Raw genomic sequence first — 12102 nt, forward strand, 5'->3', positions numbered from 1 at the left:
TCACCGATGGATATGAATCAGTATTTGGACATGTTTATTGAGGAATCAAAAGAACACCTGCAAGCAATCAACGCCAACTTGTTGCTGCTGGAAAGTGATCCGGGAAACATTGGGCACGTGAAGGAGATTTTTCGTTCGGCGCACACGTTGAAGGGAATGTCGGCGACCATGGGTTTTGAAGACATGGCCAGCCTGACGCACGAAGCGGAAAATGTGCTCGATCTGATCCGCAACCAAAAACTGACGATTACCAGTGACATTATGGATGTGATCTTTCATAGCGTGGATTTGATTGAGAGCATGGTAATCGACATTACGGAGGGCGGAGATGGTTCCGCTGACGTATCCGCTCCGGTGAAAAAACTGAGAGCGATTGTGGCTGGCGACTATACGGCTGACCAGGAAGTAGCGGCGGCGACAGCGGTAGCCGAGGCAGAAGCAGTGGAAGCTGCCGAAGAGGAAGGAACGCCAGCCGAGGATCACGAGCTGGACGATTACGCTCTGATGGTGCTCAAGCAGTCCAAGGAGCTGGGCAACAACCTGATGTGGATCACGGTGACGCTCAATGAGAACTGCCTGCTGAAAGCGGCGCGCTCCTACATGGTGTTCGACCAGCTCGAATCCATGGGTGAAGTGATCAAGACGAAGCCATCGGTAGAGGATATCGAGAACGAGCGTTTCGAGCAATCTTTTGAGATCGCCTACGTCACCATGCAGTCGGTCGAAAAAGTGCGCAGCACGATTCTCAACATTTCGGAAATCCAGGATGTTGTCATTGAACCGATTCAATTGAAAAGTGAAGCGCCACCTGCTCCGGTAGTCACAGAAGTTGCCGCGCCTGTAGAGAAAAAGCCGGCAGACAACGCCCAGACAGCTGCTGCGAAGAAAGCGACGGCTGGCGGAAAAACAATTCGCGTCGACATTGATCGCCTGGACATTTTGATGAACCTGTTCAGTGAGCTGGTCATCGATCGTGGTCGTCTGGAACAGCTTGCACGCGAGATCGGAAAAAGCGAGCTGCAAGAGACTGTGGAGCATATGAGTCGCATCAGCGGCGATTTGCAAAACATCATTCTGACCATGCGCATGGTTCCGGTCGAGCAAGTGTTTAACCGCTTCCCGCGTATGATTCGCGATTTGCAAAAAGATCTACATAAAAAAGTGAATCTGGAAATCATCGGGGCGGAAACCGAGCTGGATCGCACCGTTATCGATGAAATCGGCGACCCGCTCAACCACTTGCTGCGCAACTCGCTCGACCACGGAATCGAATCGCCTGCCGATCGGAAAAAAGCAGGGAAACCGGAGGAAGGAACTATCGTACTGCGTGCGTTCCACAGCGGCAACCACGTCTTTATCGAAGTCAAAGACGACGGCGCAGGCATCAACAAGGAAAAGGTGCTGAAAAAAGCGCTTGAGCGCGGCATCGTCAATCCGGCGAACGCTGACAGCATGTCGGACAAGCAGATTCATGAACTGCTGTTCGCAGCAGGCTTCAGTACCGCTGAAGTGGTTTCGGATATTTCTGGTCGCGGTGTCGGTCTGGATGTCGTCAAATCGAAAATCGAATCGCTTGGCGGAAGCGTAGGTGTTGAATCCGTTCGCGGACAAGGCACGACCTTCCTGATTCAGTTGCCGCTGACGCTCTCGATTATTTCCGCCATGCTCGTACAAGTCAAAGACGAGAAATATGCGGTGCCGCTTTCCTCTATTATTGAAACAGCCGTGTTCAAGAAAGATCAGATCATGATGGCCCACCGTCAAAAAGTAATCGACTTCCGGGGACGTGTCGTTCCACTCGTTTCGTTGCAAGACATTTTCCAAGTGCCGGACAACGGAGCGGATAAAGAAGATGAAGTGGCGGTTGTCATTGTGCGCAAAGGCGAGAAGATGGCCGGACTGGTCGTTGACTCCTTCATCGGGCAACAAGAGATCGTCCTCAAATCGCTTGGCAAGTACATGGTCAACGTCTTCGCGATCTCAGGCGCTACGATCCTGGGTGACGGACAGGTCGCACTCATCATTGATTGCAATGCACTGATTAAGTAGAGGGAGGGGCAGTCACATGCTCGATCAAAAAGAAATCGTAAGCGAAGTCAAAGTGATTGTGTTCCGTTTGAAAGATGAAGAGTACGGAGTAGAAGTCAACCAGGTGAAATCCATCGAAAAATTGGAGCACATCACTCGCGTTCCACGCACGCCTCCATTTGTCAAAGGCGTAATCAACCTGCGTGGAGTGGTGACGCCGATCATCGACCTGCGCAATCGCTTCGGATTGGAAGAAAGCCTCTATTCCGAATCGACGCGCATCATCATCGTAGCGGTAGGCGAGCTGGAAGTCGGGCTGATCGTCGATGCAGCCAACGACGTTATCGATATTCCGGTCAACGCGATCGAGCCGCCGCCTGAGGTTGTAGGCGGCGTGGAGGCGGCTTACTTGCGAGGAGTAGCAAAACTGGACAAGCGGCTTTTGATTTTGTTGAATCTCGATAAAGTATTGAGCACAGAGGAAATTAAACAGCTGGACTCAATTGAGGGGTAAGAAAGATGGCCTATTTCACAAAGTTTGGAGATTTCCAATTTGACGTGCTGCGGGAAATCGGGAATATCGGTGCAGGACATGCTGCAACGGCGCTCTCCAAGCTGATGCAAAAAGAGATCGACATGAAAGTGCCCCAGGTCAACATCATCCCGTTTGACAAAGTGGCAGATTGTGTCGGCGGAGCCGAAGCAGTTGTCCTTGCCGTATTTTTTCGTGTGGAAGGCGATTGTCCGGGAAACATGTTCTTCATTCTCGATCTGGATTCCGCGAGATACCTGCTTGAACAAATTACGGGAATCAGCAAGGATGTCTATGAATGGGAAGAGCTAGAGATTTCTGCGCTTCACGAGATCGGCAATATTTTGACAGGTTCCTATCTCTCCTCGCTGGCGGATTTTACACAGCTTAATTTGCAGCCTTCCGTGCCTGCACTCGCTGTGGATATGGCTGGAGCTATTCTTAGCTACGGACTGATAGCGTTGGGTCAAGCGGGTGACTTTGCCCTCACGATTGACACAGCATTTTTTGAAGGCAACGAGAAAGTCAAAGGGAATTTTTTCCTTATACCTGATCCTGAATCGCTTCCTATTCTATTTCGTTCATTAGGGGTTCCGTTCGATGGAGATTATTAAGATAGGTATGGCCGACCTCGGTGTGGCAAAGCCGCCGAGTAAATTACGAACTACTGGTCTAGGTTCTTGCGTAGGGGTTGTCCTCTACGACCAGACCCATAAAATTGCAGGAATGGCACATGTTATGCTTCCAGAGTCTTCGCTGGCCAAAAGCGGAGAACTGACGATTGGAAAGTACGCAGATACAGCTATTCCCCATCTGATCAATCTGATGGAAAAGGCAGGGGCGCAAACCCGAAACATCGTTGCCAAAATCGCGGGTGGAGCACAAATGTTCGCTTTCTTGGGAAACAGTGATACGATGCGGATTGGGCCGAGAAACGTCGAGGCTTGCAAGCAGGCTTTGAAGGACGCACACATTAAAATCGTGGCAGAAGATACAGGGGGAAACTGCGGTCGGACGATAGAGATGGATGCCACAAATGGAGTTCTTCAAATCCGTACGGTAAATCAAGGTGTGAAGGAAGTATAAGAATGTTGGGAACCATTTGGATAAATACAGGCATGGGGTTGCTCGCTTTTGTCATTACATTGTGCACGGCGCTTGCGAGTAATGTCTGGTTGGTCTCCTTGGAGCGAGCCGGCATTGCTCTGGTGATATTCTTCCTTGCCGCTTTCCCGATTCGCTTTGTGCTGGCGCTCGTTACGCAAACACCAGCCCAGTCTGCAGAAGCAGGCGGCCAAGAGGAGTTGAATGCTCCTCTGGCCGATGGCGGGGATGAGGCGAATCCGCCAGGTCAAACGGGAGAGCAAGCGGCAGCAGAAGCATTTTCTCCGCTGTCCTTCACCAAGCTGGAAACGATCCATCCGTCAGAGGACCCAGCCACCGTTGCAGAGGTCGTTAGGCGCTTAACAGATGAGTAAAGGTTGGTGACTATTCGTGGCACGGCTAACCAGTCAAGAAAAAGCAAAAGAGTTCGATAAATGGGTCATGTGGAAGCAAGAGGGCAGTCGCGAGGCGGAAGTTGACCTGATCACTAAATTTTTGCCGCTGGTGGACAAAGTGGCGAATCGTCTGGCGATCAATTTGCCAGCGAATGTGGACAAGGACGACTTGATTAGCTACGGACGATTTGGGCTGTTGGATGCTTTGGCCAAATTCGATCATACGCGGGGACTGCAATTCGAGACGTATGCCATGTGGCGCATTCGTGGAGCCATGATTGATGGCCTGCGTGAAAATGACTGGATTCCTCGCACCGTTCGAGACAAAGCCAAAAAAATCGAAGAAGCGTACACCACTTTGGAACAGCAGATGCTGCGAATGCCAACCGATCAGGAAGTGTCCGAATATCTCGGAATAAGCGAAAAAGATCTGCAGCAGGTGTTTTTGGAAACCTCTTTGGCTAGTATGGTCTCCATTGACGAGGCAGTAGGGGAAGAGGACGAGCAAAAAACCGCAAGACATTCCTACATCGTGGACGAGCTGACTCCTCGCCCGGAATCGGTAGCAGAAGTCAGCAGCCTGAAAGAAGTGTTGGTCGGTGTGATTGACAAGCTTCCTGAAAAAGAAAGACTCGTCGTCTCCCTGTTTTATTTCGAGGAGCTGACGCTGTCGGAAATTGCTGAGATCATGAGCTTGTCGCCTTCACGCATTTCCCAGCTTCATTCAAAGGCGCTTTTCCGACTTCGTTCCGCATTGTCAAGATGGAAGTCGCAATTACTGTAAACAGAAATTTACCCAAGCTTGAGAGGGGTAGAATGTATGGAAGGGATCGGGAATTATAGACTAGAGGTCAAGTTATCCGCAGACAAATTAGAAGCAGATATCATTTTGCGCGTAGATGAAGAAGACATCGACAACATTGTCGTCGTGGAATCGGATATTTACAACGCATTGCAACAGCAAAAAGTGAAGGCTGGCATTTTGGAAGACGTCGTGCAGGGGCTATGTACTTTTCCGGCGAAGTATGCCAATGCCAAGGTTACCATTGCACGCGGAGTGGCTCCAGTCCCAGGCGCAGACGCCATCATCGAGTACCCGTACTTGGCGACTGTTTCAGACAATGAAGGGCCGAAAGAGCTGGAAGACGGCCGCGTCGATTATTACAACATAACCAGTATTCCGAATGTCGCCAAAGGACAGCTTTTGGCCCGCAAGACTCCAGCTAGCTCTGGAACTCCAGGGACAGCAGTTACCGGAGAGCCCATCGCTCCCAAAGCAGGCAAGGAAATCAATCTCAAGCCAGGCAAAAATGTCGTGCACAATCAGGAGCGCACGATGCTTTACGCCGCTATTGATGGACAGGTTTCCTTTACCGACCACGACAAGCTGAATGTTTTTCCCGTCTTTGAAGTAAAAGGGGATGTCGATTTTGGTGTAGGCAACATCGATTTTGTGGGAACGGTGGTCATTCGCGGGAACGTACTAAACGGTTTTCGGGTGAAGGCGTCTGGTGACATCCGTGTACTGGGAAGCGTGGAAGGCGCCGAGTTGTACGCGGAGGGCTCTATCGAGATCAAAAGTGGCATTGTTGCCCAAGACAAAGGGGCGATTGTTGCCGGCAAGGACATTCGCACATCCTTTATTCAAAACGCGAACGTCACCGCTGGCAATCAGGTGATTGTGTCTCAAAGCATCATGTTTTCCAATGTGCGTGCAGGGAAGCAAATTATTTGCAAAGGCCCGAAAGGAATTATCATCGGGGGCGTCCTGCAAGCGGGAGAGAAAATTGCTGCGAGAGTTTTCGGCAACACCAGTGCTACACCTACACTCTTGGAAGTAGGCGTGAAGCCAGAACTGCGTCAGGAACTTTCGAACATCCAGAAAGATTTGCAAAATGTGTATGAAAATTTACGCAAAACGGATCAAGGCCTGGGTGTGCTCAATCAAATTTTGCAAACAGGCAAGGAGCTTACCACCGAGAAAAGAATCATGCAAATCAAGCTGACCAACACGCGGCTTGTTCTCGAAAAAGAATGCAAGCAGCTGGAAGCGCGCAGAAAAGATTTGGAGAGCGAGCTGAAAGGGGAAGGCCCTGCGGCAGTCGAAGCGTACCACGTCATGTACCCCGGGATCAAAATGACATTCGGCAAGCTTGTGCATTTTATCAAACACGAGTATGCACGTACGCGATTTATCGTTCTCGATGGGGAGATCAGTACAGCAACACTCATCTAATAGCCGAATGTGATTTCGAGAGGCGAGGAAGGGGCTGGGCTGCATGAGCTTGAAAGCAGTGGAATTGCAGGTGGCATTGCCACGCACCTTGGAAGTCGGCCGAATCCAAGAGCACCAGATGCAACGGTCCATGCATGAAACGCAATCGATGATCGATCAGCGCAAAGAACTGGACGCGCACATGCGCCATCGTGCGACGGATATTGATGAAACGCAAAAAAATCAGATTCGCGATAGGGAGCAGGGGCAACAGCGAGAGCATGATGAGTCAGGTGACAGCTCTTCCGCAGGACAGAAGAATGCCGCAGCAAAAGACCAAAATGCCCCTTCCTCGGTCTCCATGAGAGATCCGATGCGCGGACGCTTCATTGATATTTCCTTATAAAAGGAACAGAAATTGACAAGCCAGAAGTAAAGGTGGCCAACATGGATCAAGTGTACATCATCCTGATTGGCGCAGGAATCATCACCATGCTGCTTGCTTTGTTCATCCAAAGAAAGTCGCCTGCTGATCATACTGCCGCCATCCAGACATCACGATCAACTGACAAGGCAGATATTGAAAAAAACCTGCAACGCTTGAACAAGCAGTTCAAGCAGGAGACCGCCCTTCTTTCTGCCGAATGGCAAGAAACAAGGGCTGATTTGCTTCGTGAAATCGAATTTTTGCAAAAGCGCGTGGAGCAACTGGAACAACAGTTGGATGAAAGAGTAGTCGTTCGCGAAACCGCCGCTGCTGTAGAGGCTCCGCCAGTCAAAAGCGCAGAGCCTGTATCGGAGCAAGTCGACATGCTTGCCTTGCGGGAACGCTATCGGCGCGTCTTTGAGTTAAGCAAGGAAGGGCTCGCTCCAGACGAGATTGCGAAACGGCTGGGGGCGGGCCGGGGAGAAATCGACCTGATTTTCTCATTGGCGCAAAGAAACGAGCGAGGTTTTGCCGATGCGTAAACGCGAATTGTTATTTGGATTCGGCGCGGGCTTGATCGTGGCTGCTTCGGCTCTCGGGCTGATGGCTCCGAAAAGCGGGGCGCCCAGTCCTGCGCTAACCGAGGCTGAAATCAAGCAGGCTGCCACCGAGCTGCAAATGGTCGTGCTTACGCCTGAAGAATACAAACAGTGGCAGGAAGAAAAGAAAGTGAACGTGCAACCTGCTCCAAACGCGCCAAAAGCTCCGGTGGCACCAAACGTCGAGCAGACGAAGACACCTGCGGCTGCCAAGCCCCAAACTCCTGGAGTTAATGAAGGGACACCGCCAAGCGTGAATAGCGTCCAGGAGACGTCGTCAGCCGCTGAGAGCAAGGTACAGTCTGTTGCAGCTCCGGCACAGACAGAGACGCCACAAGCACCTGCGGTCGAGACTCCCGTCGTGAAAAAGACCGCTTCCTTTACCGTGCCATACAAGGCGACGGCAGAGGGTGTTGCAGCTACGCTCGTCAAGGAAGGTATTTTGCCTGCAAACAATCATTTTGTCGACCAGCTGCGTACGATGGACAAGCTGAATCGGATTCGCGTAGGGACGTATCAGGTTTCCCTGCCCGCTTCTGAGGAAGAGATCGTCAAGCTGATTACTACGCCGCCGAAAAAATAGGGCGGTATTTTTTTGCAAAAATAATGGGATTCGTTTGTTGCAATTGAAAGACCCATATGATATATTCATTTACGGTGTTGAAATCGCACGTCCACCAATTCCGGCAACGGTGCTGCCACTGGCAGAATTGCTTGGAACATGCGGTGAGGCGGAGGTAGGCATCACAAAAACCATTTTTGAAGGAGGTGTGAAATATGGCAGTAATTTCGATGAAACAATTGCTCGAGGCTGGTGTACACTTCGGTCACCAAACTCGCCGTTGGAACCCGAAAATGGCTCGCTATATCTTCACCGAACGTAACGGAATCTACATTATCGACCTGCAAAAAACCGTTAAAAAAGTAGAGGAAGCGTACAACTTCGTGCGTGAACTCGCTCAAGACGGCGGAAAAGTGCTCTTCGTTGGTACGAAGAAACAAGCACAAGAATCCGTAAAAGAAGAAGCTGAGCGCACAGGTCACTACTTCATCAACCAACGTTGGTTGGGTGGTACCTTGACTAACTTCACTACCATCAAAAAACGTACTGCTCGCCTTGCTGAGCTGAAACGTATGGAAAACGATGGCACTTTCGCAGTATTGCCTAAGAAAGAAGTTATCGTACTGCGCAAAGAAATGGATCGCCTGGAGAAATTCCTCGGCGGTATCGCTCACATGGATAAATTGCCAGACGCACTGTTTGTCATCGATCCTCGTAAAGAGCGCATCGCTGTAGCAGAAGCTCGCAAATTGGGTATCCCAATCGTTGCTATCGTAGATACTAACTGCGATCCAGATGAGATCGACTACGTGATCCCAGGTAACGACGACGCAATTCGCGCTGTTAAACTGCTCACTGCAAAAATGGCAGACGCTCTGCTGGAAGGCAACCAAGGCACAGAGCAACAAGCCACAACAACTGCGTAAGCAAGTGTGTAAAAGGGTGGACTGAGGGTGTCAGAGCCCCCGGCCACCCTTTTTTTCTTAGCAAGCATTTGTAACAGTTGACTTGCATTCCCCCTATACTAGGATCGTAACTTTCCAAGGAGGTTTCACTCAATGGCAATTAGTGCACAAGCGGTTAAAGAACTGCGCGAGCGTACAGGCGCAGGTATGATGGATTGCAAACGCGCGCTGGAAGAAACAGCAGGCGACATGGAAAAAGCAATTGACTTGCTCCGTGAGCGCGGTATCGCGAAAGCGGCGAAAAAATCCGGCCGTATCGCAGCAGAAGGTTTGACAGCTACAGCAGTTGCTGGTAACGTAGCAGCAGTTGTAGAAGTAAACTGCGAAACAGACTTCGTAGCGAAAAACCCTGAGTTCCAAGCACTCGTGAAAGACATCGCAGAACACGTTGTATCCCAACGCCCTGCATCCGTTGAAGCAGCTCTGGAGCAACCGTTCAAAGGTGCTGGCGAGTCTTTGGCTCACGTCATCAACGAAAAAATCGCGACTATCGGAGAAAACATCTCCTTCCGTCGTTTCGCTCTGTCCGAGAAATCCGATAGCGGCGTATTCGGTACTTATCTGCACATGGGTGGACGAATCGGCGTTCTGGTCACTTTGGAAGGTACACAAGACGAAGCGCTGGCTAAAGACCTGGGCATGCACGCAGCAGCGTCCAACCCACGTTTCGCTAATCGCGAAGAAGTTTCCCAAGACGAGATCGAACGCGAGCGCGAAGTTCTGAAAAACCAAGCGCTGGCTGAAGGCAAGCCTGCTAACATCGTTGAGAAAATGGTGGAAGGCCGCCTCTCCAAATTCTTCGAAGAATACGTACTGGTTGAGCAACCATTCGTAAAAGATCCAGACAAGAAAGTAGCTGCTCTGTTGAAAGAAGCAGGAGCTACCTTGAAAGGCTTCGCTCGCTTCCAAGTAGGCGAAGGTATCGAGAAGAAACAAGAAGACTTCGCAGCTGAAGTAATGGCTCAAGTGAATAAGCAGTAATAAAGGTATAGGGAACACCTTCGTGTTCCCTATTTTCAAAGCGAGAGTTTCACTTCATGTGAAACTCTCCTGCACGTAAAAAGCAATGTGTGCCGCAGCTTGCAGAAGGAATGCAGGAGGCGCACAGAGAATGATTCATGAATGGAGGCCGTTTCACATGCCACTTCCTGCCTATAAACGGGTTGTGTTAAAGTTGAGTGGGGAAGCACTGGCGGGAGACCTCGGGTACGGAATCGACCCGAAGGTGATTCTCTCCGTAGCGAACCAGATCAAGGAAATCGTAGAATTGGGAGTACAAGTCGCCGTAGTCGTCGGAGGAGGTAACATCTGGCGCGGACTTTCCGGAAGCTCAAAAGGAATGGATCGGGCTACTGCCGACTATATGGGGATGTTGGCCACGATTATGAACTCACTCGCCTTGCAGGATGGGTTGGAAAAAGTGAACGTCCCGACTCGTGTTCAAACCTCGATTGAGATGAGACAGGTAGCCGAGCCATACATACGCCGACGCGCCATTCGCCATCTGGAGAAAATGCGCGTGGTCATTTTCGCTGCGGGAACGGGTAATCCTTACTTTTCTACAGATACAACGGCTGCCCTGCGCGCTGCTGAAATCGAAGCAGAGGTCATTTTGATGGCGAAAAACAAGGTCGATGGGGTCTACTCCGCTGACCCAAGCCTGGACCCAAATGCAGAGAAGTACGATAAGCTGACATTCCTGGAGGTCCTCAACAAAGGATTGGGAGTAATGGATTCGACCGCATCGAGCTTGTGCATGGATAACAGCATCCCACTCATCGTATTTAACATTTCCGAAGAAGGTAATATTCGTCGGGCAGTAATGGGCGATAAAATCGGTACTCTAGTGAAGGGGGAATAAACGATGCCACAAACAGTGCTAAAAGACATGGAAGATCGTATGAGCAAAGCGATCCTCGCTTTGAAAAAAGACTTGTCCAGCCTCCGCGCTGGCCGTGCTAACCCTGCGATGCTGGACCGCGTCATGGTTGACTACTACGGTTCGCCAACGCCAATCAGCCAATTGGCTAACATCAGCGTTCCGGAGCCGCGCATGCTGACCATCCAGCCTTGGGACAAAACAGCGCTGAAAGAAATTGACCGCGCGCTGCAACAGTCCGATTTGGGCATTTCTCCATCCAACGACGGGGTAATCATTCGCCTGATCATTCCTCCGCTTACAGAAGAACGCCGCAAAGAATTGGTGAAGCTGGCTGGAAAAGGCGGAGAAGAAGCGAAAGTTGCCATCCGTAACATCCGTCGTGATGCGAACGATGACATCAAAAAGCTGGAAAAGGCTGCGACCATTTCCGAGGATGAATCCCATCGTCATCAAGAAACGATCCAAAAAACGACAGATAAGTTCATCGCTGAAGTCGACAAGATCGTAAAAGACAAAGAAAAAGACATCTTGGAAGTATAAATTTTAGGGCGATCCCCCTCATTTGAGGGGGATGCACGTCTATATCTCTCATTACGGGGGAACACTTTATGTTAGAACATCTGGCGCGCAAATGGAGCCGCAAGGAAAAACAAACGGTACCAGCCGAGTTGGATCGTTCCGGGAAAATCCCGCAGCATGTTGCGGTGATTATGGACGGCAACGGTCGTTGGGCCAAAATGCGCAATTTACCCCGGGTCGCCGGGCATCGAGCAGGCATGAAAACGGTCAAGGAAGTCGTAAAAGCTGCTGACGAGATCGGCGTGCGCTACATGACCATGTACGCTTTTTCTACTGAAAACTGGAAGCGACCGCGGGACGAAGTGGATTTTCTCATGAAGCTTCCGCAGGAATTTTTGTCGACAGAATTGGATGAATTGATCGAACGGGACGTGCGTATCCGCATGCTCGGCAGCAAAGACGAGCTGCCGTCGCATACACTAGATGCTCTCTTGGAAGCAGAAGCACGTACGCAAAACAATCAAGGGCTTCAATTGTGCTTTGCCATGAATTACGGTGGCCGCGACGAAATCGTCAAAGCTGTTTCCGTATTGGCTTCGAAAGTAAAAGCGGGCGAACTCGATCCACAAGACCTGGATGAAGAGGCGATTTCCCGCTATCTGTATACAAGCGATATTCCAGACCCTGATCTTTTGATCCGCACCAGTGGAGAAATTCGCTTGAGTAATTTTATGCTTTGGCAATTGGCTTACACAGAATTGTGGTTTACGGATGTGCTCTGGCCTGATTTTACCCGTGAACACTTTTATCAAGCGATTGTGGAATACCAAGGCCGAGCTCGTCGCTACGGGGCGGTATAGCCGAGAGGTGGAAT

Annotated in this window: 15 protein-coding genes; all 15 read left to right on the plus strand. The window is 50.5% G+C overall.

Going from position 1 to position 12102, the window contains the following annotated elements:
* Nucleotides 1-6: 6 nt before the first annotated feature.
* The 15 genes from EDM60_RS18095 (at nucleotide 7) to EDM60_RS18165 (ending at nucleotide 12088) form a co-directional block, all read left to right on the plus strand.
* On the plus strand, nucleotides 7-2049 hold the full coding sequence (locus tag EDM60_RS18095) for a chemotaxis protein CheA (RefSeq protein ID WP_122965212.1): 2043 nt from the start codon (nucleotides 7-9) through the stop codon (nucleotides 2047-2049).
* Between the two features lie 16 nt (nucleotides 2050-2065).
* On the plus strand, nucleotides 2066-2542 hold the full coding sequence (locus EDM60_RS18100) for a chemotaxis protein CheW (RefSeq protein ID WP_063227612.1): 477 nt from the start codon (nucleotides 2066-2068) through the stop codon (nucleotides 2540-2542).
* 5 nt (nucleotides 2543-2547) lie between these two features.
* The gene (locus EDM60_RS18105; protein WP_122965213.1) at nucleotides 2548-3174 is read left to right on the plus strand and encodes a chemotaxis protein CheC; all 627 of its coding nucleotides are present in this window, start codon (nucleotides 2548-2550) and stop codon (nucleotides 3172-3174) included.
* Entirely contained in the window at nucleotides 3161-3646 is a 486-nt protein-coding gene (locus EDM60_RS18110; protein WP_063227610.1) for a chemotaxis protein CheD, read from the plus strand. The genes EDM60_RS18105 and EDM60_RS18110 overlap by 14 nt, the downstream gene beginning before the upstream one ends.
* Nucleotides 3647-3648: 2 nt before the next feature.
* On the plus strand, nucleotides 3649-4038 hold the full coding sequence (locus tag EDM60_RS18115) for a hypothetical protein (protein ID WP_122965214.1): 390 nt from the start codon (nucleotides 3649-3651) through the stop codon (nucleotides 4036-4038).
* Between the two features lie 16 nt (nucleotides 4039-4054).
* A complete protein-coding gene (locus tag EDM60_RS18120) occupies nucleotides 4055-4843 on the plus strand; it encodes a FliA/WhiG family RNA polymerase sigma factor (RefSeq protein WP_063227608.1) in 789 nt (262 codons plus the stop codon).
* Between the two features lie 36 nt (nucleotides 4844-4879).
* Entirely contained in the window at nucleotides 4880-6295 is a 1416-nt protein-coding gene (locus EDM60_RS18125) for a FapA family protein (RefSeq protein ID WP_122965215.1), read from the plus strand.
* Nucleotides 6296-6338: 43 nt separating this feature from the next.
* Nucleotides 6339-6680: a hypothetical protein gene (locus EDM60_RS18130; RefSeq protein WP_122965216.1), complete on the plus strand. Its 342-nt coding sequence runs from the start codon at nucleotides 6339-6341 to the stop codon at nucleotides 6678-6680.
* 41 nt (nucleotides 6681-6721) lie between these two features.
* On the plus strand, nucleotides 6722-7243 hold the full coding sequence (locus EDM60_RS18135) for a DUF6115 domain-containing protein (protein ID WP_122965217.1): 522 nt from the start codon (nucleotides 6722-6724) through the stop codon (nucleotides 7241-7243).
* A complete protein-coding gene (locus tag EDM60_RS18140; RefSeq protein ID WP_122965218.1) occupies nucleotides 7236-7883 on the plus strand; it encodes a DNA polymerase III subunit gamma/tau in 648 nt (215 codons plus the stop codon). The genes EDM60_RS18135 and EDM60_RS18140 overlap by 8 nt, the downstream gene beginning before the upstream one ends.
* A 194-nt stretch (nucleotides 7884-8077) precedes the next feature.
* Nucleotides 8078-8788, plus strand: a complete 711-nt coding sequence (gene rpsB, locus EDM60_RS18145; RefSeq protein WP_063227604.1) for a 30S ribosomal protein S2 — start codon at nucleotides 8078-8080, stop codon at nucleotides 8786-8788.
* 132 nt (nucleotides 8789-8920) lie between these two features.
* The gene (gene tsf, locus EDM60_RS18150; RefSeq protein WP_122965219.1) at nucleotides 8921-9808 is read left to right on the plus strand and encodes a translation elongation factor Ts; all 888 of its coding nucleotides are present in this window, start codon (nucleotides 8921-8923) and stop codon (nucleotides 9806-9808) included.
* A 157-nt stretch (nucleotides 9809-9965) separates the two neighbouring features.
* A complete protein-coding gene (pyrH, locus tag EDM60_RS18155; RefSeq protein WP_063227712.1) occupies nucleotides 9966-10688 on the plus strand; it encodes a UMP kinase in 723 nt (240 codons plus the stop codon).
* 3 nt (nucleotides 10689-10691) lie between these two features.
* Nucleotides 10692-11249, plus strand: a complete 558-nt coding sequence (gene frr / locus EDM60_RS18160; protein WP_122965220.1) for a ribosome recycling factor — start codon at nucleotides 10692-10694, stop codon at nucleotides 11247-11249.
* 68 nt (nucleotides 11250-11317) lie between these two features.
* Nucleotides 11318-12088, plus strand: a complete 771-nt coding sequence (locus EDM60_RS18165; RefSeq protein WP_122965221.1) for an isoprenyl transferase — start codon at nucleotides 11318-11320, stop codon at nucleotides 12086-12088.
* Nucleotides 12089-12102 lie beyond the last annotated feature (14 nt).

The organism is Brevibacillus parabrevis (assembly GCF_003710905.1).
In the GTDB taxonomy this organism is placed as follows: Bacteria; Bacillota; Bacilli; order Brevibacillales; family Brevibacillaceae; genus Brevibacillus; species Brevibacillus parabrevis.